Source organism: Streptomyces sp. NPDC050546, assembly GCF_044457425.1.
In the GTDB taxonomy this organism is placed as follows: Bacteria; Actinomycetota; Actinomycetes; order Streptomycetales; family Streptomycetaceae; genus Streptomyces.
In genome coordinates this window covers 168,264-189,359 of record NZ_JBITGX010000003.1, presented here as the reverse complement: position 1 = coordinate 189,359, position 21,096 = coordinate 168,264, and the positions used below count along the sequence as shown (strand labels likewise).

Sequence of the window (21,096 nt, the reverse complement as noted above, 5' to 3'; positions counted from 1 at the left end):
GCGAAGCGGGCGGCCGTCCGGGGGATCCACGGTCGTCGCGGCGACTCGCGGTCCTGGCCGGTCTCCCCTGTGATGCCCCGTGCGGCTGGCGGTCACCCAAACCGAACGGCATCAGAACGATATCCCCGAGTGCCACCGTTGGGGAGGGTTCACGGCACTCAGTGCCACTCAGTGACGAAGGACACCGTCCATACGGCAAGATGACCGGGTGACCGACCGCGACGCCGTCCCCTTCGATCTGGCCTCGATGCGCAAGCAGTACCGGGCCGAGGGGCTCTCCGAGACCGAGCTGGCCGCCACCCCCGTCGAGCAGTTCGCGCGCTGGTTCAAGCAGGCCGCGACGGACGGCGGGCTGTTCGAGCCGAACGCCATGGTCGTCTCGACGGCCGACGCCGAGGGGCGGGTCAGCGCCCGCACCGTTCTGCTGAAGCACTTCGACGAGCAGGGTTTCGTCTTCTACACGAACTACGGCTCCCGCAAGGCCCGCGACCTGGCGGAGAACCCGTACGTCTCGCTGTTGTTCCCCTGGCATCCGATGGCCCGGCAGGTCCTCGTCACCGGTCTCGCGCGGCGCACCGGCCGGGACGAGACGGCGGCGTACTTCCGGACCCGGCCGCACGGCTCACAGCTGGGGGCGTGGGCCAGCGCCCAGTCCTCGGTGATCTCCACGCGTGCCGACGTCGACCGCGCGTACGCCGAACTGGCCGCCCGCTATCCGGAGGGCGAGCAGGTGCCCGTGCCGCCGAACTGGGGCGGCTTCCGGGTGGCCCCGCAGACGGTGGAGTTCTGGCAGGGCCGCGAGAACCGGCTGCACGACCGGTTGCGGTACGTGGAGCGGCCGGACGGGAGCTGGCGGGTGGAGCGGCTGAGTCCGTGAACGGGCCGGGCGGCCCCCCGTCATCCGGCGAGCCGCCCCTGCATGATCACTTCTTGACGTAGAGCTGCTGGTAGAGCATGGGCACGTCGAGTCCCTTGTCAGCCCAGGCGAAGGGCGTTGAGTACGTCCGGGTAGGTGTGGAACAGGCGGGTGCCCGTGCGTCGCAGGACGACGAAGGTCACGAGCAGGCCGTAGCCGAGCCCCGCGGGCAGCAGCAGCCAGGCGGATCCCGTGCCGTGCAGCAGGACCGCGCCCACCACCAGGGGGGTGGTGGCCAGGGGGCCGGCGATCGAGGCGACGAAGTTCATCAGGTGGTAGGTGCCGCCCTGTCCGGGCACCCCGGCGAGGATCGAGTCGTGCTCGAACGCGTAGGGCCAGCGGACGCTGATGACCGCGCCCATCGAGAAGGTGACGCCGAGCAGCGCGTAGACCAGGCCCAGGACTTCGGGGATCTGCGCCGTCGTCCCGGTGGCCAGTCCGGTCACGACGGTGATCGCGGTCAGCCAGGGCACGGCCACGAGGAGCTGGGCGAGGAAGCGGCCGGTCACCTCGGCGCGAGCGTGGGCGACGCTGCGGGTGGTGGCGACGTTCGTCCAGACGGCGGAGCCGTCCATGGTGAACAGCATCGACGGGGAGCTCAGCGCGAACACCCAGGCCCCGCCCACGGCGACGTACGGGTTCTTGATGGCCACCGCCACCAGGACGAGCGGGAAGATCGAGGAGTAGGCCAGCGAGGTGACCATCAGCATGCGGTGCCGGGGTGCCCGGGCGAAGGAGCGCAGCTGGTGGTGGGTGATGAGGAGGGTGCGGCTGCGGGAGGCCAGCCGCGCCAGGACGCCCGCGTAGGTGGAGCGGGAGCCGGCCGACTGGGCGGTGGACCGGTCGCTGGTGGTCATGAGCCGCACCAGGGAGCGGTGCCACCACCCCATCAGGAGCAGGATCAGCAGGGCGGTCGCGCCGAGTTCGGCGAGGGCGACGCCGTACCGGCCCTCGGTGGCGGCGTGCGGTGCGTCGGCGACCCAGCCCGGGGGCGTCCAGCGCAGCACCTCGGACACGACGGGCGGGACGCTCAGTTCGGGCGTCCCCGCCGACGAGAGCAGCAGATACGCGGTGAAGGAGACCACGGCGACGAGCAGTCCGCCCAAGGCCGCGATGTCCTTGCCCCGTCGGCTGGTCAGAGCACGCGCGTAGGCGGCGATGACGGCCCGGGAGGTGACCACGCACAGCAGCAGGGCGAGCAGGGCGGCCGGAAGCGCGATCGCGAGGGCGGCCCCCGTGCCGGTCACGGCGGCCGTGGCGCCGGCGAGCACCACCAGGGTGACCAGCGGGCCGGGGCCGACCAGTGCGGCGGCGGTGGAACCGATGATGAGCGGCCGGGGGCGGATGGGGAGTACGGCGAGCCGGGTGGGGTCGGCGCTCTCGTCTCCCGTGCCGGAGCCCGCGGAGAGCGGCAGCACGACCCAGCCGATCAGCAGACCGGCGTAGGTGAGGACGACGAGGTCGGCAGCGGCGGGTTCGCCGTGCCGCTGGGCGAGTCGGGCGGCGGTGAGACCGGCGGCGGTCAGCGCCGCCAGCGCCCCGACGACGAAGCCGGTGGCCCGGGAGGGGCTGCGGCGCAGGCTTCCCCTGAGCAGGGCCAGTTTCAGGCGGACGAAGAGCCCAACCACTGCAGCGCCCCCTTCCCCTTGGTCTTGCCGGTGGTGAGGGGCGAGCCGACGAGTTCCATGAAGGCGTCGTTGAGGCTGCGCCCGCCGCGCACCTCGTCGACGGTTCCGGCGGTGACGATCCGGCCGTCCGCCATGATCGCCACATGGCTGCACAGGGCCTGGACCAGTTCCATCACATGGCTGGAGAAGACCACGGTGGAGCCGGACTCGGTGTAGCTGCGGAGCACTTCGCGGATGGTCTGCGCGGAGACGGGGTCGACGCTCTCGAAGGGTTCGTCGAGGAACAGCACCGGCGGGTTGTGCAGCAGGGCCGCCGCCAGGCCGATCTTCTTGCGCATACCGGTCGAGTAGTCGACCACCAGTTTGTCCGCGGCCTCGGTCAGGCCAAGGACGTCGAGCAGCTGGTCGGCCCGCTCGTCCGTCTCGGCTCCGGACAGCCCGCGCAACCGGCCGGTGTAGGCGAGCAGTTCCCGTCCGCCGAGGCGCTCGAAGAGCCTCAGGCCCTCGGGGAGGATGCCGATGCGTTCCTTGGCCTCGTACGCGTTCTGCCAGACGTCGTGGCCGGCGACGGAGACGGTGCCCGCGTCCGGGCGCAGCAGACCGGTGATCATGGAGAGGCTGGTGGTCTTGCCCGCCCCGTTGGGGCCGACGAGACCGTAGAAACTGCCTCTGGGGACGGTCAGTTCGACTCCGTCGACAGCGACCTTGTCCTCGAACGCCTTCCGTAGGCCGCGCACTTCGACGGCGGCTGACGATGTCACGGTGTCACTCCTTTCTCTGCCCGCTGTGGGGGCGGGCGGCCCGTTGTGGGGGATGTGGGCGGTCACGGGCTGGGGACCGCCGGGGACCGGAGGTTTCTGAAGGGGGCCGAGGCGTCGATGCCGGCCGCGTGGCAGACCTCGGCGAGCACGGTGGCCAGGGCCGTGCGGAGTTCCGGAGCGGTGTGCGGCCGGGCGGGAGCGGGTGCGGGTGCCGTCAGCGGTCGGTGCCAGCCCGCGTGCTTCCGTGAGCGAGGCCCGGGAGACGGACGCTCTCTCAGTCCGCTCTCTCAGTCCAGTGCCGCGTCCAGCAGTGCCGCCCACTGGACGACGACCCGCTCCCGGCGGGCCCGGTCGTCGGTGAGGAGGTTGGCGAGGCCGAGGCCTCGGGCCATGTCGAGGAGGCCCTGGACCGTCTCGCGGACGCCGGGGACGGATTCGTCGGCGGCGAGGAGGTCGACCGCTATGCGGTGGGTCTCGCGGCCGACGCGGGATTCGAGTTCGGTGACACGGGGGCGGAGCTGGTCCTCGTTGGAGGCGGCGACCCAGAGGTGGAGGGCGGCGCGGAAGAGGGGGCCGGTGTAGAGGTCGACCAGGGCGGCGACGACCGCGTGGCGGTCTCCGGACGCGCCCTCGGGGAAGAGGGCGCGCAGAGCGGTCGAGCGTTCCTCGGCGACGTACTCGACGGCCGCCGTGAAGAGGTCCTCGCGGGTCGGGAAGTGGTGCTGGGCGGCGCCGCGGGAGACGCCGGCGCGTTCGGCGACCACGGAGACGGTGGAGCCGGCCCAGCCGTGTTCCGCGAGGCAGGCCACGGCGGCTTCCAGGAGCCGCTGCCGGGTGGCCCGGCTGCGGTCCTGCTTGGGGACTCTCTCCGCACGGTCGGCCGTGCTCACACCACCCATGCCGCATCCCGTCGTTCGAGGAAGGCCGTCATCCCCTCGCGGGCCTGCGGGGAGGAGAACAGCCGGGCCGAGAGCGCGGTCAGGTCGGTCGCGTCCCGGTCGAAGGCTTCCAGCACCCTAGCCGTGAGCAGCCGTTTCGTCTCGCTCAGGGCGTCGGGGGCGGATTTGCGCAGGCCGTCCAGGATGGGCGCGAGGGCCCCGTCGACCTCGTCCGCGTGTGTGGTGAGCAGGCCTGTGCGCTGTGCCTCCGCCGCGTCGAAGCGCTCGCCCGTGAGGTAGTAGCGGGCCAGGGCGCGTGGGTCGGTGCGTGGGAGCAGCGGCAGCGAGATGACCGCCGGGGCGACGCCGATGCGGACCTCCGTGAAGGCGAAGGTGGCCTCGGTGGAGGCGGCCGCGATGTCGCAGGCCGCCAGCAGGCCGAGGCCGCCCGCGCGGACGTGGCCGGTGACACGGGCGACGACCGGCTTGGGCAGTTCGATGATCTGCCGGAGCAGGGCGACCAGTGCGTCCGGGGGCGGCGGGTCCTTGAGGTCGGCTCCGGCGCTGAAGGTGTTGCCGGTGTGGGTGAGGACGATCGCGCGGACGCCGCTGTCCTTGCCGGTGTCGGTGAGGGCGTCGGCCAGCTCGGCGACGAGGGCCGCCGACAGGGCGTTGCGGTTGTGCGGTGAGTCGAGGGTGAGGGTCTCGACCGCACGCGCGCGCGTGCGGGTGACGAGGCTCATGCGCGCTCCCTGAGCTGTCGGCGGAGGATCTTGCCGGAGGCCGCGCGGGGGACGCCGACGATGAAGGTGACGTGCCGGATCCGCTTGTAGGGGGCGACCCGTTCGGCGACGAACATCATGACCTCCGCCTCCGACAGGCCGGTGGCGGCCGGCTGGCGGACCACGTACGCGTGCGGGACCTCGTTGCCGTCGTCGTCGTACCTGCCGATGACGGCGGCGTCGGCGATGCCCGGGTGGGTGAGGAGGAGGGCCTCCAGTTCGGCGGGGGCCACCTGGAAGCCCTTGTACTTGATGAGTTCCTTGACGCGGTCGACGACGAAGAGCCAGCCGTCGGAGTCGGTATGGCCTACGTCTCCGGTGTGCAGCCAGCCGTCGGGGTCGATCATCGCGGCGGTGGCGTCGGGGCGGCCGAGGTAGCCCTTCATGACCTGGGGACCGCGGATGAGGATCTCGCCGGACTCGCCGGCCGGGAGGTCCTTGCCGGGGTCGTCCAGGGAGACGATGCGCATCTCGGTGCCGGCGATGAGCTTGCCCACGGTTCCGGGCGGCGCGGCGCCCATCGCGTCCAGCGGGACGACGTGGGTGCCGGGCGACAGTTCCGTCATGCCGTAGGCCTGGCCGACGGGCGGCAGGCCGAGCCGCTCGGAGCAGGCGGCGGCGAGCGTCGCGTCCAGGGGTGCGGCGGCGCTGAGGATGTACTTCAGGGACGACAGGTCGTACTGGGCGACGGCCGGATGCTTGGCGAGGGCCAGGACGATCGGCGGGGCCACGTAGAGGCCGGTGATGCGGTGGTTCTGGATGGCCGCGAGGAACTGTTCCAGGTCGAAGCGGGGCAGGACGACGACGGTGGCGCCCTTTCTGAGGGGCGCGTTCATCAGGGCCGTGAGGCCGTAGATGTGGGACAAAGTCTCTAAAGGACAGCCGAGCATCGGAACCCCCTCTCGCTGCACTGAGGTGCGGTTTTCAGAGGGTGGCAGCAGGCGCGGAAACAATCAAGCGTGCCTGCATGGTTCGGGCTCTAGGCGTCGGCCCAAGGGTCGGGCTCCCACACAGGGTGGAACTCGTAGGTGCGCACGAGACTCCACTGTGCGCCCTGGTCGCTCTTGCGGCTGTTGATCACGATGCGGCGCAGCAGGCGGCGCAGCATGGCGTTCTGCTCGACCGCGTGCAAGGCTTCCCACTCCGCCATGAGTCCGACGATCAGGGGTCGGAACTCCTCGCGCGTGGGCGTGGCCTCGACCTCGCTAAGCGACTGCAAGTGCTTGACGAGATTGGCTTTCTGGCCGAGGAACTGGTCGCGGACACGCGCGAACGAATCGGCCGGGTACTTCTCCGGGTCCATCGCGTTCTCGGTCACCAGGCGGTCGAGGGCGGCGTCGATCCTGGCTATCTCGGCTTCCGTGCGCGCCCGTTCCTCGACCAGTCGTGCGCGAGGGTCCGGCGCGGTGGCTGGCGCGGTGCGCTGCTCGGGCAGGGACGGCGCGGTGTCGATTTCCTCGGCGACGTTGTCGGCGAGCCACTTCCTCACCTCGGCCTCGACTTCGTCGCGGCGCACGTACACGCCCGGTTCACAGGCGGACTTGCCCTTGTTCTTGTGGTTGAAGCAAACGAACGTGTGGCCGGGGATGTATCCGCCGTTGGGGTCGCGTCCGGATCGGGCGACGGTCGTCCCGCGGCAGTGTCCGTGACGCATGATCCCGGTGGTCGCGTAGGTGGCGCGGCGGGCCCGCGGGGGCGTCTTCTTCGTCTCCTTGCGGTGTCCCTCGTACTCCTTCCACTGGTCGGGGGTGATGAGTGCCGGTTGGGCCCCGGGGAGCCACAACATGCGGCCTTCCTTGCACCCCGAAAAGTGCTCCTGCCCCAGCTTGCAACGGCACTCCGGGTCGTGGACGCGCAGCAGGCCGGCGGCGAACCCTGAGTCGAGGTACCTCTGAACGGTGTTGACGCCCCATCGGTTCCCGCGGGTGGTGGGAATCAGTAGTTCGTCGTTCAGCCAGTGCGCGAGCATGGCGAACCCCTGCCCGGCGAGCTTGCGCTCGTACAGCTCGGCCGCGACGGGCGACACGTCGGGGTGCCGTTCGTAGCGTTCCTCTTGCAGCCGTACGCCGTTGGGCGCCGATGGGTCGGGCACGCGTCGCGGGTGCCAGATGTACCCGAATCGGGGGCGGCCTGTGGCAGGGAGCTGCAACGCTCGTCGGTGGGCGTGCGTCTCCTTCCACTGTTCGCCGGCGCGGTCCGACTCGAACACGGCGAGGTCAAACAGGATGGCGCGGTTGAAGCGTCCGACGGCCGTGCGGGCGTCGACTTCTTCCGTGGCCGATGCGAGTTGCCCGCCGGCGTGTTCGAGCCGTGCGAGGTTGATCGCGATACCGAGGTCGTTCCGACCGAAGCGGCTGAACTTCCATACGCCGATGCCGACGGCCTCGCGGTCCTCGACGCGCTGGATACCGCCCATGATCTTGCGCTTGAAGTTCCGGCCGGTCGCGTCAAGGTCGATGATCCAGTCGATGATCCGGCGCCCCGTACGGGCCGCCCATGACTCGATGGCCGACTGTTGCAGCTCTGGGCTGATCTTCTCCTCTCGCCAGGTTGAGACTCGGATGTAACCGAGCCACGGCTCGCCGCCGATGGCGAGCGAGCCGTGAAAGGTAGCGGGGGTGTCCGCTGGTGTCATACGGCTTTCCTGTCGTCGTCCTCTTCTTCGTCGAGCGGCCGGATCGGTCGCACGTTGCCGGGAAGATCCGCGATTCGGATGATGGAGATTCCTTGCGTGTCTTCTCCCTCGGCGCCCTCGCCCCCGTCGCGCGGTGCTTCCGGGGGGTCGAGGAGTCCCATGTGTACGTGTTGCAGCGCGAGCCGGTAGCCGGCGCTGTGCGTTTCGGCGAGCTGGTCGTCGCTCGCCTGGGTGGCGCGGTAGGCGATGCAGTAGCAGAGCGCGGGGATAGCGGTGATCAGCACGACCAGACCGAGGCGAAAGCCGTCGTAGTGATCTCGGAGGACCCCGTGTATCGCGGTCGTGGCGCCGAGAACCAGGGCGGCGACGGACGGAGCGTAAAGGCGACGTGCGAGCGGGGTCATGTGCGGGTGTCCTCCGTGCTGTGCGTTCATTCGGCGAGTTGTTGCTCGCCTTCGTCTGGTGCGGTCCGGCGCAAGGTCTGCGCCATGTTCACGAACACCTTGCGTTCGGCCGGATCGGTGATGCCGAGTTCGTCGGCGGCCTGCTCTGGAGTAAGGCGCCCGCCCGGGGGCGCGGTAGGTCGTTGGACTGCCGCGAGTTCGTCGGGGGTCAGGACGCCAGCCCTCACAAGCACCTCGGGATACGGCACCCGGATTGCCTCAGCGAGCGTCCGCAGGATGCGCGTATCCGTGGGCATCTCGCCCCTGAGTAGGCGGGTCACCGTGGAAGCGCTGAGCCCCGACTTTTCAGCGAACGCGGAGCGTCCGCCGCTGCGAGGGCCGGACAGGTTGAAGCCGAGACTTTCGAGCCTGGCAGTTAGCCAGTCGCCGAAGTCGGCCGGGTCTGTAGACGCATGAACGGGCGCAGGGGTTGTACCGCGCTTGCTGTTTTTCATGGTTGAAATGTAGCGCGAGAACCATTGGATGGACACGCCAAGTTCTAGACACGCTGCTTTGCCCCATATCGCCCCCCTTAGCGTATGGCTGACGTCGGAACCTTCCCCTTCGGTTCGTACGTCTGAGCGATTCTTGTACGCCAGTCACCACGTGTCAACGCGCATTCCCGATCGGTCACTGACAGCTAACTTTCGAACTTGAAAGAAAGGTGTTAGCTTTCAGTCCTGGCAGATAGCTGCCGAGACCGAAAGGAACGGTGCCTTCCGTGCCTCCGTACGACCGCGCCCTCTTGCACTCCGCCGCCAGCATCCGCGGCATCAAGACCCCGTCCCAACTCGCCCGCGAGGCCGGCCTGTCCGTCCCCACCGCGTGGCGCATCTGGAACGGCGTAGGCGCTCCCCGCGGCGACCACGCCGACCGCGTCGCCGACGTCGTCGGGATCTCCGCGTCGAGCCTCTACCACCGCGCCGCCGGGGCCGCCGCATGAACAGCGTGATCCCCCGCGACCAGGCGATAGCCGACGCCCGCGCCGTCCTCGACCGCGCCCGCCTCCGGATCGCCCGCGACCGCGCCGCCGGCCGCCTCTCCCCCGAGCACGACCTGATCATTCGCCGCCTCGAACGCCAGCAGCGCCGCAACCGCGCCGCCGCCCCCGTCGAGCGCACCGCCGCCTGAACACGCGAAAGGGCCGCCCGGATGCGACCCGGACGGCCCCTCTCGACCGACCTCGAAAGGCAACGATCGTGAACACCCCCAAGCGTACCGAGTCCCGCGCCCCCCGAGCCGCCCACGCGTTGAAGGGCGCCGCCGCCGCCCGCCGACGCGTCGAGTTCGTCGAGGTCGTCGCCCGACAGCTCGACCAGATCGCCCCCGGCACCGTCCGCGTGCGCGTCGTCCCCGTCACCCGCGACGGCCGCCGTCGCACGTGGGTCGTCCTCGACTCGGCGAACGGTCCGGTCGGCGCCGACCGCGAGGCCCACCGCGCCGCGTACGGCCTGCTCACCCGAGCGTTCCCGGGCGCCGACTGGAACGTCGCCCGCACCTACGACGCCCGGACCGGCGAACTCTCCGTCGACGAACCGACCGCCCCGGTCGCGCTCGGCCTCGACACCCCGGAGGCCCGCGCGTGATCCGGCCCCAGCTCACCACCGACGGGACGGCCGTCCGCCTCCCTCTCGCCGAGCACGTCGACCCCCTGGTCGACGACCTCGCCATCGCGTACGCCGCCGACCCCGACACCGTCGGTCGCCTGCTCGCCGGGCACGCCGCCGCCGTCCTCGCCCTCGACTTCGCCGCGTGCAGCGAGACCGCGACGGACTACGGCCGCGCCATGCGCGCCGCGGAGGCCGACGGCACCCGCGAGGCCCTGCTCGACGAACTGCCGCCGCAGGTCGACCCGACGTACGCCCCCGACGACGCGATCACCCTCGCCGGCCGCATCACTCGATTCGCCGCCGCCATCCGCCACCGCACCGCCCCGGAAGGAACCACCCGCCCGTGACCGTCACCGCCCTGCCCCTGCCCAACCTCCCGGCCGTCCCGACGGCCGCCGCGGTCGCGGCCCCGATCTACCAGCCCGCGCCCGTCGGCCCCGCCGAGGGCACGCCCAACGTGTTCGGTGCCATCGCCGCCGTGATGCGCGACGTGATGCCGGTTGCGAAGGACAAGGAGAACACCCAGCAGCGCTACAAGTTCCGCGGTATCGACGACGTCATGTCCGCCATGGCGGGCCCGCTCCGCGCGCACGGCGTGTTCATCCTGCCGACGATCGCCGCCCACCACGCCGAGCGCCGCGGCGAGAAGATGACGCACGTCACGATCACCATGCGGTATCACGTCTACGGGCCCGCGGGTGACTGCCTCACGGCCGAAGTGCCGGGCGAGGCGAGCGACTTCGCCGACAAGGCCACCAACAAGGCCCAGAGCGCGGCCCTGAAATACCTACTCTTCACCCTGTTCATGATCCCCGTGGACGGCCGATCGGTCGACGACGGCGACCGCGACCACCCGGTCGAGCCGACCCCGGAGCACCGCGCCGAACGGCAGCAGCGCCAGCAGCAGCGCGGGCAGCGCCAGCAGCAGCCGCGCCGCAGCAACCGCGCCGAACCGGGCCCATGGGAGCAGCCGCAGCAGAACCAGCAGCAGCCCCAGCGGACCGACTACCTCGCGCACGCCGAGCGCGCCAATTCCCCCGAGCAGTTCGACAAGATCAGGGCCGCCGCCGTACAGGCCGGCGCCCCGGCCGACTACCTCGCCCAGCTCGACGCCGTCGCCGCGCGCAAGCGGGGCGCCGCCCAGGGGCAGCAGGGGCAGCAGCAGACGCCCCCGCAGCAGGGCGAGCAGGCCCCGCCGCCGAGCGTGCCCAAGTCTCCGGAGGTCGCCGCCGCGGAGGCCGAGAACGCGCTCAGGCTCGCCGCGTCCCGTGCGAACCTCCCCACCCTCGACGCCGATTTCGAGCGCGTGCACGGACTGCCGATCGCCCAGGCCGGCGCCCAGCAGCTCGACGCGTTCCGCGCCGTGATCGAGAACGGGGGCGCCCGGTGACCGAGCAGACCGAGCCCCAGCAGACCGAGGGCAAGCCGACCGCGCCCGACCCGGTCGTCGTCCGCGACGCCGTGACCCGTCAGGCAGTGCTCGGCGCCCTGCTCGACGAGGTCAAGAGCGCGTACAAGGACGCCAAGACCGCCGCCGACGACCTGCTCGACAAGGCGTACAGGGCGGGCGGCACGACGAAGTTCGACGCGTTGCTTCCCGACGGGACGAAGGTCGGTTCGTCGTCCCGGCAGGGGGGCGAGCGCGAGGCCCAGGTCGTCGACGCCGAGGCGTTCCGCGTATGGGTCCGGGACACCTTCCCGACCGAGCACGTCGTCGAGTTCGTGCCCGCCCAGGTGGTCACCACCGTGCGCCCCGGTTTCGCGGGGAAGGTGCTCGCCGAGGCGACCGCCGCCGGGACAGCGAAGTACGTCGACGCGGGCACGGGCGAGGTGCACGACGTGCCCGGGGTCGAGTTGAAGCCGTCGCGGGCCGCCTCGCACCGGCTCACCTACACCCGCGGCAGCAAGGCACAGCCGGCCGGCGGGCGCGACCTGGTCGCCGCCGCGTGGCGCGCGGGCGCCCTGGTCGAGCATCTGCCCGCCCTCGCCCCCGCCGCACCGGTCACCGCGGAGGCCGAAGAGTGACGGCCGCCGTCCTCGACCGTCCGGGCACCGTCCACGTGCCCGGACAGTTGGACCACTCTCAGGCGTCGAGCCGGACCGGTTTCCCGCTCCCCGCCCGCCCGTGGAACGGCTTGACCGTCCTCGACGTGTTCTGTTGCCAGGGCGGGGCGTCGATGGGGTACTACCTCGCCGGATTCGACGTGATCGGCGTGGACAAGGAGAACCAGCCCCGCTACCCGTTCCCGTTCATCCAGGGCGACGCGGTCGAGTACATCCTCGCCCACGGCCACGAGTACGACCTGATAGCCGGATCGCCGCCGTGCCAGCGCTACACCCGCGCCCAGGTCATCCAGGGCCGGGAACACCCCGACCTGGTCGCGCCGACCCGCGAGGCCATGAAGTCCACCGGGCGCCCGTACATCATCGAGAACGTGCAGGGGGCGCCCCTGCTCGACGCAGTGCTGTTGTGCGGCGCCATGTTCGGGATGCGGACCTACCGGCACCGGCAGTTCGAATCCCCGCTCCCCCTTGGAACGCGGCTGCACCCGCGCCACCTCGCCCCCGTCGCCAAGATGGGCCGGGCCGTGCGCCCCGGCGAGTTCATGCACATCGTTGGCAACTTCACGGGCGCTGACCTCGCCCGGGAAATCATGGGCATGCCGTGGGCGAGCCGCGACGGTCTGCGCGAGGCCATCCCGCCCGCGTACGCCCAGTTTCTCGGTGCCCAGGCCGCCGAGCACATCCTCGCCGAGCGCCACGGGGCCGCCGCATGAGCGCGCCGCGCGAGGACAAGCCGCCGCCGTCCTGCGAGTACGGCCGCCCCCGGTGCCACGCCCAGCCCGCCCGGTTCTACCCGTGCGGCTGGAAGTGCGACGAGCACCAGCCGGCCCGCACCCACCGCCGCACGACCCCGTGACCGGCCCCGGGGCGAGGAGACCGACCGCGCCCTCGCCCCGGGCGCCCACCCCCGACAGGAGCGACACCCCGTGACCCTCGACGCCATGGATTGGGTGTGGACCCGCGCGAAGTCGCGCGGGAACGCCCGCCTAGTCCTGCTCGCCGTCGCCGACGCGACGACCGGCCCGGACGCCACCACGCGCATGGGCACGGCCGAGTTCATGCGCCGCCTGAACGTCTCCCGCTCGACCGCGCGGGCCGCCGTCGACGCCGCCCTCGCCAGTAAGGAACTGGTCGAGGAGGAGCCGGCCAAGGGCAGCCGTGCGACGAAGTACGTCATCCCCGGAGCCGTCGGCTACGTCCGCGGTAGGGGACCGGAATCCGGCCCCATAGCCCCGGAATCAACCGGACCGAAATCCGGCCCCCTACCGGCTACCGGGCCGGATTCCGGCCCCTCTACCGGACCGGAATCCGGTCCCGCCGAGGAGATGCCCGACACCCTCTTTGGGACCGAGATTCGGCCCCCTATGGGACCGGATTCCGGCCCCCATCACTCACCCATAGAGGGAGTGAGTGAAGGAGTGAGGGAGCGCGGGCGCGAGGTCGCAGTGATCCCGGAGTTCGCTCGCCCCCTGGTCGACCAGATCACGGCCGCCCAGATCTACCCCGCGTGGACGCTCGCCCCGGGCGAGTGGGTCATGGTGCACGCCCTGATCAAGCGATCCGGCGCCGACATGCTCGCCGCCGCCGCCGTGCAGGCCGCTCAACGGGCCCGGAACGGTGTCACTCACGCCCGGTACTTCCTGCGGGCGTGGCAGGCCCTACCGCCCGCCCCAGCGCCCGGAACCGTCCCGGCCGCCGCCCCGACCGGACCCGCCCGCGGCTCGAACGTCGTCCCGTTCCCCGGTACTGCCGGGACCGGCCGCGTCGCCCAGTCCGCCGACTACCTCGCCGAAGCCCTCGCCGCCATGGAGGCCCAGCAGTGACCCCCCGTGAAGTTGCCGCCCTGCTCGCCTACGTCGTGAAGCTCGACCCCCGTATGTCCCTCGACGACCAGGCCGCCGCCGGCGAACGCCTCGCCCAGTGGTGCGACCTGCTCAGCGACGTGCCGGCGACCGCCCACGGGTGGGACGCGGCCCGCGTCGCCCGCGACTACATCGCCCGCAACCCGTACCGCATTCAGCCGTCGGACGTGTCCCGGCCGTGGCACGCCCACAAGGCCGACGCCATGTCCCGGCACGTGGGCACGTTCGAGCCGACCGCACACCCCGAGGTCGACCCCGACGACCAGTTCGGAAACGCCTACGTCGCCGCGCTGCGCTCCGAACGCCTCGCCATCGCGTCCGGCCAGCAGGCCCCGACCTCGCACCGCGCCCTCACCGCGGGCCCGGCCGCCGCCGAGGTCGAGCGCCGCCTCGCCGCACTCGGCGAGTACATGCCGCGCACCGTCGCCCAGGCCCTCGCCGCGTACCGGCCGCAGCGCGCCGAGCGCGAACGCCTCGCCCGCGAGGACGCGCCCGACCCGCTCACCGTCGCGTGCACGTGGTGCAGCGCCCCGGAGGGCGATCCCTGCCGTGGCCGTTCCATCAACCCCCGTAACCAGCAGACCCGTTACCGCCCGATGGGCAAGCCCCACCCCTGCCGCGTCGAGGACGCGACCGCCGCCCACCTCGCCCGCCGCAACCGCCAGGAGGCACACGCATGAGCCCCACCCCGAAGCAGGCCCGCCAGCACCGCCGCAAGGCCGTGGCCGGCGACCGGACGAAGAACGTCACCCTGTGGCGCGTCGAGGCCAGTTGGGACCACCGGCCCGACGACCCGGTCGTGTTCCGCACCTCGGACAAGAAGCGCGCCCGCCGCACGGTCGACGACCTCGCGGGCAAGGGCGCATACGTGATCTTCCAAGAGCACACCGGGTGGGACACGTGGCGCACCGTGCGCGAGGTCGACGGGGCCGCCCTGGTCGCCGAACGCGACGCCGAGCAGGCCCTCGCCGCCGCCGGACACCCGCCGACCCCGCCGGCGTACCGGCCGGACGCCGAGGACCGTCACCGGACGTGGCTCGCATGGATGGACGCCCGCGCCGAGAGCGACCGCCGCACCGCCGAGCAGGCCGCGCGCGAGCAGGCCGAGGCCGACGCCCGCCGCCGACGCCTCGCCGCGGAGGCGAGCCGGCACGCCCGGTCCCTCATGAGCGCGCCGGCGATCGTCCGGCCCGAGAACCGGCAGCGCGCCCGGCACATCACCGGGGCGCAGCGATGATTCCCGCCGCCCTCGCCGTCGTCCGGGCCGCCGTCGAGAACGCGCAGCGCGACGACGTCGACCAGGTCGAGGAAGTCGTCGCCCGGATCGAGGCCGAACTACTGGCCGAGGGGTGGACGCTCGCCCCCAGCGCGTAGCGGGACAGGGGGGCGCATCCCCGGAGACAGGGCGCCCCCTTGCCTGCTAACTTTCTATCTCGGCAGGTATTTACCTGCCTTGAAAGAAACTTCCCGTAGGCGCCGCACATCCCCCGGAGGTACGTCCACATGGCCCGTAGCACCCCGGCCGAACGGTTCGCCGCCAAGACGACCACCGGCCCCGTGCCCGCCGCCCTGTCGACTCCCTGCCGCCTCTGGCCCGAGACCGCCCTCGACCGCGACGGTTACGGCCGTTTCTGGCTCGACGGCCGGTACGTCCCCGCCCACCGCTACGGCTACGAGCAGGCCCGCGGCCCCGTCGGCGCCGGCCTCGAACTCGACCACCTGTGCAGCGTCCGCCGATGCGTCGCCGACGACCACCTCGAACCCGTTGACCACCGGACCAACGTCCTGCGCTCGACCGGCCCGTCGGCCGTCAACGCCCGCCGCAAACGGTGCGTGAACGGCCACGACCTCACCGACCCCGCGGTCGTCCACATCAGCTACCCCCCGTCGCACCCCAACGGCATGCGCAAGTGCCGGGCGTGCGCCCGCGACCGCGCTCGACGTCCGCGCGAGCAGCAGCTCGCCCCCGTCGCCCAACTCCCCACCGTCAACCACCCCGAGAGGACCGCCGCGTAATGGCAGGCGAGACCGTCATCACCGTTATGGGCAACGTCGTTGCCGACCCCGAGCTGAAGTTCACCCCGTCCGGCGCCGCCGTGGCGAACTTCCGTATCGCCAACACCCCCCGCACGTTCAACCGCGACACCAACGAGTGGAAGGACGGCGACCCCCTGTTCCTGGGGGTGAGCGTGTGGCGCCAGCAGGCCGAGAACGTCGCCGAGTCCATCCGCCGCGGCGACCGCGTGATCGTCGTCGGTCGACTCACGCAGCGCCAGTACGAAAAGGACGGCGAGCGCCGTTCGTCGTACGAGATCCAGGCCGACGAGGTCGCCCCCTCGCTGCGCAACGCGTCCGCCGCCGTGACCAAGAACAGCCAGAACGGCGCCCAGAACGGCCAGCAGTACCGCCAGCAGGGACAGAGCCAGGGATACGGCCAGCAGGCCGCCCAGCAGTCCTACGGCGCACCGCAGGGCGACCCGTGGGCCAACGGCCAGTCCGCCGCAGGCCAGTGGGGCAGCGCAGTGAACGAACCCCCCTTCTGACGTCCTCGCCGCGACCGGACGCGGGCCGCCCATGCGCGCGCCCGCACGCGGATACACCCCACCACTGACACCCCGGAGGGCCCACGCCATGACCCGCATTCCCGACGCCGTCGCCGTCGCCTCGCTCGACACGCACCGCCTGATCGTCGCCGTCCCGAACGAGGGACCCGCGGAGGTGTCGTGCAACCTCCCGCGCCCCGTCGCCGCCGACATCCTGCGCCAGCTCGCCGACAGCCTCGACAGCGAGGCCGGACGCTGCGCAACCGCGCTCATCACCGGCCGGCCGTGCCCCGTGCACGACGCGCCCCGATCGCGCGCGCAGGCCGACGACCGCCGTCCGACGATGCCCCTCGACCCGTCCGACGTGCGCGCCGCCCTCGACTTCAACGCCGGCCGCGCCGACCAGGTGCTCGCCTCGCTGCGCGACGTCCTGCTCGACGTCGACGTTCCCCGCGGCCCCGAGGAAGCCCTCGCCGCCGCTCGAATCCTGCTCGACGCGCACGCCCGCCAGATAGCCGCCCTGGTCGAGGCGCACTACAGCGCCACCCGGACCCGATGGGGACTCACCCGCTCGACCCGCGGCCTGCTCACCGGGTACGAGGGCGCCCGGAAGATCGTCACCGCGTACGCCGACGGCCTCGCCGACGAGCAGGCCCTCGCCGAGGGCGCAGCAGCCGACCAGACCAAGCCGTGAGCCAGACCGCCGCGGTCGTCGCGAACCTCGCCGTCGCCGCCGTCCTGCTCGCCGCCGGGTCCCGCCTTATCGCGTGGGCCCTGTCCGGCGAGCCCGGCCGCGCCCACCACGCCCAGGAAGACCAGGAGCCCACCCCGTGAGCACCCGCACCACTCAGCGCGCGCCCAAGGGCAGCACCCGCGACCGCACCGACCGGCGGGCCGTCCTCGACGTCCTGCTCGCCCGTGCGCAGCGAGGCGCCCTGTCCCCGGCGGAGGGCGCCCTACTCGCCGAGCACGTGCGCGAGGAACAGCGCGTCGCCGACGAGAACCGCCGCGCCATGGCCGGGACGACGCAGGCCCTCGAACGGCACCGCGAGGCCGCCGACACCGAGATTCGCCGGTTGGAAGACGAGCGCGACCGCCTCGCCCGCACCGTCGAGGCCATGCACGACGGCATCAACCAGACCGCGCGCGAGGCGTTCGCCCAGCGCAGGCAGCACCGCGACGCCCTCGCCGAGCAGCGCGCCCGCGTCGACCAGGTGCTCGCCGTCCTCGCCCGCGTTCGCCACGCCCAGTCACTCGGCGACGCGCTCGCCGCCGTCGCCGAACACGACGGCCTGTCCCCGGCCGCCGCCCGGATGCACGCCCGCATCCTCGACCAGGCCGACACCGTCGAGGCCCGCCTCGCCGAGCAGCAGCGCGAGCACGAGGTCGCCCTCGCCACCGAGCACCGCCGCGGTACCGGGTGGCAACGGCACGCCCTCGCCGCCGACCACCGGGCCGACCGCTACCGGACCGCATGGACCGCCGCCCGCCGGGACCGCCGCGCCGACCGCGCCGCCATGGCCGCCGAGTTGCCCCTCGCCCAGGCCGTCGAGCGTGTGCGCGCCCTCGCGGCCCGCATGCGCGCCGGCTCGCCCCAGGGTGTCGCCGCCATCTACGCCGACCGCATCGAGCAGGCCCTCGCCGACGACCAGCGCAGCGCCAGCACTGAGCACCAGGAGCAGCACGCATGACGACCGACCGAGGCCAGCAGGCCGCCGACGACCTCGCCGCCGTCCGTGAGCAGTGGGGCGACCTGCTCGCCGCGATATCCGAGCCGCCGCGCCCGGCCGAATGGATGCCGTACGAGCGCCGCGGATTCCTCGACCAGGTCGCCGCGGAGGATCGCGCCGCCGACGAGCCGGCCGTCGGCCGCCTGCCCCTGGTCGTGCGCGAGCACCCGGCGCCGGCCAATCTGCGCGCCCTCGACGCTGCCCTCGCCGTCGAGGCCGAGGTGTTCGCCATGTGCGACGCCGTCGCCGAGCGCGTACAGCGCACCGTCGCCCGCACCGACGCCCGACTGTGGAGCCTGCCCACCGTGCGCGCCGCGGAGTGGAGGCACGGCGCCGACCGGATCGTCGACCGCGTCGGTTCCCGCGCGCACGGGCTGCACTGGGCATGCGTCTACCTCGCCGGCCGCGCCCTGTCCGAGCCCGACGGAGAGCTGTTCCGGATCACGCCCGCGCCCCTGCTCGACCAGATCGTCGCCATGGCCGGGGCCGCGCGCCGCCGCGTCGAGACCGCGCTCGGCCGCGAGGGGCGGACGCTCACGCTCGACGACCGGTGCCCGTTCTGTAAGGGCGGCACGATCACCGTGCACAACGGCGGAGGGGACCCGCGCGCCGCCGTGGCGACCTGCTCGACCGGGCCCGTGTGCCCGGCGCCCGTGGACACCGAACGGGGCCGTAGGGCGTGGCGGGGGGCCGACCTGGTCGCGTTGTGGGTCGCGATCAACGCCCGGCGCACCGTGCCCGCGTAAGCCCGGCAGACGGCCGTACATGCCCCCGGGGAGCGCTCGGCCCGGGGGCATCACCACACCCGATCACGGTTCGGTAACGCTCGCCGTAATCATTGCTGCAATGATTGCTGCAACCGCTACTGTAGGGATTCCTGACGGGCCCTCACCCCGGCAGGAACGCCGGACCTCACCCGGCGCACCACCCGCCGACACAGGAGCGACACTGTGAACGTCTACACCGCACTTCGCATGGCCGACGATCTGTCCTCGCGGATGCTCGACGCGCTGCACTTCTACGCCAAGACGAACCCCCAGGGCAGCACCGCCCGCACGAACAACGGCCGTGGCGGAGGCACGCACGGCGCCCTTGTCCGCCGTGGCCTGGTCGGTCTCGGCGTCGACGCCAACGGTCGCGCCGGCTACTTCCTCACTCCAAAGGCGTGGGCGTTCCTGCGCGCCCAGTACGGCACCATGCGCCCCGCCGACGACGGCCGGCTCGACCTCGACCAGGCCCTCGCCGAGGCGTACCCCGCCGAGCAGACCCCCGCGCCCGCCGCGCCGCGCGCCGGTGAAGTCGTCGTTCCCGGCGCCCTCGCCGACCACCTCACCGCCGAGGCCCCGGCCGACGCCGACACCCGCGCCACCCTCGACGACGCCCGCCGCGGTCGCGGCCGGACCCTGATCATCAAGCCGCGGACCGTCGCCGTCCTGCACACCATCAGCCGCGCCGCCGAGCACCTGCTCGACATTCCCGGCACCACCCGCGCCCAGCGCGCCGCCGCCCGCCAGTGGATCGAGCGCGCCGGCCACGCCCCGAACCCCGTCCAGGATGACGACCAGGCCGCCGCCGAACTCCCCTCTTTCGAAGCCCTCGCCGTCACCGTCGCGTGCCCGACGTGCCACGTGTCCACGGGCGCCCGATGCGTCACCCGCGCCGGTAAGCCTGCCCGCGAGCCGCACGGCCGCCGTGTCGAGGCGTTGGAGCAGGCCGCCGGTATTACGGAGCACCGCGCCACGGCCCGCCGCGACGCGCAGGCCCGCGGCTACACGTCGAACGGCCTCGACCACAAGGCCGAGGCCGCCCTGTTGACGGCCTACGCCGCCCGCATCAAGGCCCGCGACGCCGAGCAGGCCCTCGCCGCCGAGGCTCACCTCGACCAGGTCGAGGCCGAGGTCGACGAGCAGTTCGACCGCACCGCGCGTGCCGTCGACGCCGTCGAGCACGCCGAGCAGGTCGAGGCCGCCGTCGAGATCGTCGAGGACGCCGAAGCCCTGTACGCCGCCCAGTTGGTCACCGAGGCCGAGGCCACCGAGGGCACATGGCAGGGCGCATGGATCGGCGAGCACCAGGCCGCCGACGCCCTGTTCGACGTCGACCGGGCCGCGGAACAGGGCGCCCTGTTCGAGGGCCGCGCCGCCCACTGACCACCCGATCGGCCCGCCCTCGCCCGAGGGCGGGCCCCGACCCGACAGGAGCACCGCAGATGAGCAACGAGCAGACCCCCAGCGAGCAGCCGCCGCCCGAAACGGCCAGCGACCGCCTGGTCGCCGACATGCTCGGCCTGTTCAACAAGTACGAGCGCGAGACGGCCGCCGCCCGCGCCGCCAAGGGTGACACCAACCCGTACGACCTCGCCCCCTACGAGGACGTGCACGGCCTCACGAACGAGTACGAAGCGGCCCGCGCCAGCAAGGACCCCGGCGCCCTCGACCAGTTCCTCGACAACCTCGCGGAAGACTTCCACCTCGACGACGTGCGGGCCCTACGAACGGCCACCGCCGCCGTACAGGCCGCCATGGGCCGGATTGCCCTCGCCGCCCGCGTGAAGGGCATGAGCCCCGACCAGATCGCCGCCGAGACCGGATACACCGCGAGCCGGATCACTCAGTTCATCCGCGAGGAAAAGCAGCGCCTCGCCACCCCGTAGGCCCGCACACGAAAGCGGGCCCGCCCGGTTCCTCACAAACCGTATGGGCGGGCCCTCGCCATCCAGAGAAGGAGCGACCCAACCCCGATGGCTACCGAGCAGCGTACCCAGCGCCGAGCACGCCCGATTGCCGGCACTCGACCGACCGTCCGCCTCGACGAGCAGTTCGCCCGAGACCTCGCCGTTCTCATGCAGACCGGCGACGATCTGACGACCGCCATGCGGACAGCCGTCGGCATCGTGGCGAACATGTACCGGACCGCGTGGCACTACGAGATCGTGCCCGTCGGCACCGCGCCGACGCTCGGCCCGTACAAGTTCGTGGAGAAGCCGCCGTTCGTCGGCCCGCCGTCCCTGCCCACGGTCGACCACAACGGCCCCACGTGGACGCTCAGCAGCAGGCAGACCAGCACTGATGACGCCCGTCGGCAGCAACAGCCGCCCCGGCCGCCGCAGCGTCAGCAGGCCGGCCGACAGCCCGTCCGCCCGTAGCCGACGCGCGAGCAGCAGCAGCGCGCCCCGTCCGCCCGTTCGTCGGCAGGCGGGGCGCAGCCGTCAGCAGCCGCGCCGACCGGTCGCGGGCCCGCCCAC

General features: G+C 72.4%; 29 protein-coding genes and 1 pseudogene. 22 read left to right on the top strand and 8 right to left on the bottom strand.

Going from position 1 to position 21,096, the window contains the following annotated elements; genetic code table 11:
* Positions 1-208 precede the first annotated feature (208 nt).
* On the top strand, positions 209-877 hold the full coding sequence (gene pdxH / locus ACIBK5_RS08895) for a pyridoxamine 5'-phosphate oxidase (protein WP_399017649.1): 669 nt from the start codon (positions 209-211) through the stop codon (positions 875-877).
* Between the two features lie 98 nt (positions 878-975).
* On the opposite strand, the gene ACIBK5_RS08890 is transcribed toward pdxH, so the two are convergent.
* From ACIBK5_RS08890 to ACIBK5_RS08855, 8 genes and pseudogenes are all read right to left on the bottom strand, one after another.
* Entirely contained in the window at positions 976-2,544 is a 1,569-nt protein-coding gene (locus ACIBK5_RS08890; RefSeq protein WP_399017647.1) for a transporter, read from the bottom strand.
* Positions 2,520-3,305 (bottom strand): ABC transporter ATP-binding protein, encoded by a 786-nt coding sequence (locus tag ACIBK5_RS08885; protein WP_399017645.1) that lies wholly within the window; start codon positions 3,303-3,305, stop codon positions 2,520-2,522. The genes ACIBK5_RS08890 and ACIBK5_RS08885 overlap by 25 nt, the downstream gene beginning before the upstream one ends.
* A gap of 287 nt (positions 3,306-3,592) precedes the next feature.
* A complete protein-coding gene (locus ACIBK5_RS08880) occupies positions 3,593-4,204 on the bottom strand; it encodes a TetR/AcrR family transcriptional regulator (protein WP_399017644.1) in 612 nt (203 codons plus the stop codon).
* A complete protein-coding gene (locus tag ACIBK5_RS08875) occupies positions 4,192-4,926 on the bottom strand; it encodes an enoyl-CoA hydratase family protein (protein WP_399017643.1) in 735 nt (244 codons plus the stop codon). Before ACIBK5_RS08875 ends, ACIBK5_RS08880 begins: the two co-directional genes overlap by 13 nt.
* Positions 4,923-5,825 (bottom strand): annotated as a pseudogene (locus ACIBK5_RS08870) (AMP-binding protein); the annotation flags it as partial. The pseudogene ACIBK5_RS08870 and the gene ACIBK5_RS08875, both read right to left, overlap by 4 nt.
* 119 nt (positions 5,826-5,944) lie before the next feature.
* Complete coding sequence (locus tag ACIBK5_RS08865) at positions 5,945-7,600, bottom strand: recombinase family protein (RefSeq protein ID WP_399017641.1); 1,656 nt, start codon at positions 7,598-7,600, stop codon at positions 5,945-5,947.
* On the bottom strand, positions 7,597-8,004 hold the full coding sequence (locus ACIBK5_RS08860) for a hypothetical protein (protein WP_399017640.1): 408 nt from the start codon (positions 8,002-8,004) through the stop codon (positions 7,597-7,599). Before ACIBK5_RS08860 ends, ACIBK5_RS08865 begins: the two co-directional genes overlap by 4 nt.
* Before the next feature lie 26 nt (positions 8,005-8,030).
* Positions 8,031-8,498: a helix-turn-helix domain-containing protein gene (locus ACIBK5_RS08855; RefSeq protein ID WP_399017638.1), complete on the bottom strand. Its 468-nt coding sequence runs from the start codon at positions 8,496-8,498 to the stop codon at positions 8,031-8,033.
* Between the two features lie 266 nt (positions 8,499-8,764).
* Here ACIBK5_RS08855 and ACIBK5_RS08850 point away from each other — a divergent pair, with 266 nt between their 5' ends.
* From ACIBK5_RS08850 to ACIBK5_RS08750, 21 genes are all read left to right on the top strand, one after another.
* Entirely contained in the window at positions 8,765-8,986 is a 222-nt protein-coding gene (locus ACIBK5_RS08850; RefSeq protein ID WP_399017636.1) for a helix-turn-helix domain-containing protein, read from the top strand.
* Complete coding sequence (locus ACIBK5_RS08845; RefSeq protein ID WP_399017634.1) at positions 8,983-9,174, top strand: hypothetical protein; 192 nt, start codon at positions 8,983-8,985, stop codon at positions 9,172-9,174. The genes ACIBK5_RS08850 and ACIBK5_RS08845 overlap by 4 nt, the downstream gene beginning before the upstream one ends.
* A gap of 68 nt (positions 9,175-9,242) precedes the next feature.
* The gene (locus ACIBK5_RS08840; RefSeq protein ID WP_399017633.1) at positions 9,243-9,629 is read left to right on the top strand and encodes a hypothetical protein; all 387 of its coding nucleotides are present in this window, start codon (positions 9,243-9,245) and stop codon (positions 9,627-9,629) included.
* Positions 9,626-10,000, top strand: coding sequence for a hypothetical protein (locus ACIBK5_RS08835; RefSeq protein WP_399017631.1), 375 nt, complete (start codon positions 9,626-9,628; stop codon positions 9,998-10,000). Before ACIBK5_RS08840 ends, ACIBK5_RS08835 begins: the two co-directional genes overlap by 4 nt.
* On the top strand, positions 9,997-11,043 hold the full coding sequence (locus ACIBK5_RS08830) for an ERF family protein (protein WP_399017629.1): 1,047 nt from the start codon (positions 9,997-9,999) through the stop codon (positions 11,041-11,043). The genes ACIBK5_RS08835 and ACIBK5_RS08830 overlap by 4 nt, the downstream gene beginning before the upstream one ends.
* Positions 11,040-11,678 (top strand): hypothetical protein, encoded by a 639-nt coding sequence (locus ACIBK5_RS08825; RefSeq protein ID WP_399017628.1) that lies wholly within the window; start codon positions 11,040-11,042, stop codon positions 11,676-11,678. The genes ACIBK5_RS08830 and ACIBK5_RS08825 overlap by 4 nt, the downstream gene beginning before the upstream one ends.
* Complete coding sequence (locus ACIBK5_RS08820) at positions 11,675-12,430, top strand: SAM-dependent methyltransferase (protein ID WP_399017625.1); 756 nt, start codon at positions 11,675-11,677, stop codon at positions 12,428-12,430. Before ACIBK5_RS08825 ends, ACIBK5_RS08820 begins: the two co-directional genes overlap by 4 nt.
* Positions 12,427-12,573 carry a hypothetical protein gene (locus ACIBK5_RS08815; RefSeq protein ID WP_399017623.1) on the top strand — a complete coding sequence of 49 codons (147 nt, stop codon included), beginning with the start codon at positions 12,427-12,429 and terminating at the stop codon, positions 12,571-12,573. Before ACIBK5_RS08820 ends, ACIBK5_RS08815 begins: the two co-directional genes overlap by 4 nt.
* A gap of 70 nt (positions 12,574-12,643) precedes the next feature.
* Positions 12,644-13,540 carry a hypothetical protein gene (locus ACIBK5_RS08810; RefSeq protein ID WP_399017621.1) on the top strand — a complete coding sequence of 299 codons (897 nt, stop codon included), beginning with the start codon at positions 12,644-12,646 and terminating at the stop codon, positions 13,538-13,540.
* Positions 13,537-14,259 carry a cell surface glycoprotein gene (locus ACIBK5_RS08805; protein ID WP_399017619.1) on the top strand — a complete coding sequence of 241 codons (723 nt, stop codon included), beginning with the start codon at positions 13,537-13,539 and terminating at the stop codon, positions 14,257-14,259. Before ACIBK5_RS08810 ends, ACIBK5_RS08805 begins: the two co-directional genes overlap by 4 nt.
* The gene (locus tag ACIBK5_RS08800) at positions 14,256-14,816 is read left to right on the top strand and encodes a hypothetical protein (RefSeq protein WP_399017618.1); all 561 of its coding nucleotides are present in this window, start codon (positions 14,256-14,258) and stop codon (positions 14,814-14,816) included. Before ACIBK5_RS08805 ends, ACIBK5_RS08800 begins: the two co-directional genes overlap by 4 nt.
* The gene (locus ACIBK5_RS08795; RefSeq protein WP_359251943.1) at positions 14,813-14,953 is read left to right on the top strand and encodes a hypothetical protein; all 141 of its coding nucleotides are present in this window, start codon (positions 14,813-14,815) and stop codon (positions 14,951-14,953) included. The genes ACIBK5_RS08800 and ACIBK5_RS08795 overlap by 4 nt, the downstream gene beginning before the upstream one ends.
* Before the next feature lie 129 nt (positions 14,954-15,082).
* On the top strand, positions 15,083-15,595 hold the full coding sequence (locus ACIBK5_RS08790) for an HNH endonuclease (RefSeq protein ID WP_399017616.1): 513 nt from the start codon (positions 15,083-15,085) through the stop codon (positions 15,593-15,595).
* Positions 15,595-16,122 (top strand): single-stranded DNA-binding protein, encoded by a 528-nt coding sequence (locus ACIBK5_RS08785; RefSeq protein WP_399017614.1) that lies wholly within the window; start codon positions 15,595-15,597, stop codon positions 16,120-16,122. The genes ACIBK5_RS08790 and ACIBK5_RS08785 overlap by 1 nt, the downstream gene beginning before the upstream one ends.
* A gap of 88 nt (positions 16,123-16,210) precedes the next feature.
* Complete coding sequence (locus ACIBK5_RS08780) at positions 16,211-16,816, top strand: hypothetical protein (RefSeq protein WP_399017612.1); 606 nt, start codon at positions 16,211-16,213, stop codon at positions 16,814-16,816.
* Entirely contained in the window at positions 16,813-16,956 is a 144-nt protein-coding gene (locus ACIBK5_RS08775; protein WP_399017610.1) for a hypothetical protein, read from the top strand. Before ACIBK5_RS08780 ends, ACIBK5_RS08775 begins: the two co-directional genes overlap by 4 nt.
* Entirely contained in the window at positions 16,953-17,813 is an 861-nt protein-coding gene (locus tag ACIBK5_RS08770) for a hypothetical protein (protein WP_399017608.1), read from the top strand. Before ACIBK5_RS08775 ends, ACIBK5_RS08770 begins: the two co-directional genes overlap by 4 nt.
* Positions 17,810-18,598: a hypothetical protein gene (locus ACIBK5_RS08765; RefSeq protein ID WP_399017606.1), complete on the top strand. Its 789-nt coding sequence runs from the start codon at positions 17,810-17,812 to the stop codon at positions 18,596-18,598. Before ACIBK5_RS08770 ends, ACIBK5_RS08765 begins: the two co-directional genes overlap by 4 nt.
* Positions 18,599-18,802: 204 nt before the next feature.
* On the top strand, positions 18,803-20,002 hold the full coding sequence (locus ACIBK5_RS08760) for a hypothetical protein (protein WP_399017605.1): 1,200 nt from the start codon (positions 18,803-18,805) through the stop codon (positions 20,000-20,002).
* Positions 20,003-20,061: 59 nt separating this feature from the next.
* A complete protein-coding gene (locus tag ACIBK5_RS08755) occupies positions 20,062-20,505 on the top strand; it encodes a hypothetical protein (protein WP_399017603.1) in 444 nt (147 codons plus the stop codon).
* 87 nt (positions 20,506-20,592) lie between these two features.
* Complete coding sequence (locus ACIBK5_RS08750; protein ID WP_399017601.1) at positions 20,593-20,997, top strand: hypothetical protein; 405 nt, start codon at positions 20,593-20,595, stop codon at positions 20,995-20,997.
* The last annotated feature ends 99 nt before the right edge of the window (positions 20,998-21,096 follow it).

Excerpts from the sequence above, each read along its gene's own strand:
- ACIBK5_RS08795 (WP_359251943.1), top strand. The coding sequence starts at position 14,813 with ATGATTCCCGCCGCCCTCGCCGTCGTCCGGGCCGCCGTCGAGAACGCG.
- ACIBK5_RS08845 (WP_399017634.1), top strand. The coding sequence starts at position 8,983 with ATGAACAGCGTGATCCCCCGCGACCAGGCGATAGCCGACGCCCGCGCC.
- ACIBK5_RS08765 (WP_399017606.1), top strand. The coding sequence starts at position 17,810 with ATGACGACCGACCGAGGCCAGCAGGCCGCCGACGACCTCGCCGCCGTC.
- ACIBK5_RS08855 (WP_399017638.1), bottom strand. The coding sequence starts at position 8,498 with ATGAAAAACAGCAAGCGCGGTACAACCCCTGCGCCCGTTCATGCGTCT.
- ACIBK5_RS08785 (WP_399017614.1), top strand. The coding sequence starts at position 15,595 with ATGGCAGGCGAGACCGTCATCACCGTTATGGGCAACGTCGTTGCCGAC.
- ACIBK5_RS08780 (WP_399017612.1), top strand. The coding sequence starts at position 16,211 with ATGACCCGCATTCCCGACGCCGTCGCCGTCGCCTCGCTCGACACGCAC.
- ACIBK5_RS08755 (WP_399017603.1), top strand. The coding sequence starts at position 20,062 with ATGAGCAACGAGCAGACCCCCAGCGAGCAGCCGCCGCCCGAAACGGCC.
- ACIBK5_RS08865 (WP_399017641.1), bottom strand. The coding sequence starts at position 7,600 with ATGACACCAGCGGACACCCCCGCTACCTTTCACGGCTCGCTCGCCATC.
- ACIBK5_RS08750 (WP_399017601.1), top strand. The coding sequence starts at position 20,593 with ATGGCTACCGAGCAGCGTACCCAGCGCCGAGCACGCCCGATTGCCGGC.
- ACIBK5_RS08860 (WP_399017640.1), bottom strand. The coding sequence starts at position 8,004 with ATGACCCCGCTCGCACGTCGCCTTTACGCTCCGTCCGTCGCCGCCCTG.
- ACIBK5_RS08815 (WP_399017623.1), top strand. The coding sequence starts at position 12,427 with ATGAGCGCGCCGCGCGAGGACAAGCCGCCGCCGTCCTGCGAGTACGGC.
- ACIBK5_RS08790 (WP_399017616.1), top strand. The coding sequence starts at position 15,083 with ATGGCCCGTAGCACCCCGGCCGAACGGTTCGCCGCCAAGACGACCACC.
- ACIBK5_RS08880 (WP_399017644.1), bottom strand. The coding sequence starts at position 4,204 with ATGGGTGGTGTGAGCACGGCCGACCGTGCGGAGAGAGTCCCCAAGCAG.
- ACIBK5_RS08800 (WP_399017618.1), top strand. The coding sequence starts at position 14,256 with ATGAGCCCCACCCCGAAGCAGGCCCGCCAGCACCGCCGCAAGGCCGTG.
- ACIBK5_RS08875 (WP_399017643.1), bottom strand. The coding sequence starts at position 4,926 with ATGAGCCTCGTCACCCGCACGCGCGCGCGTGCGGTCGAGACCCTCACC.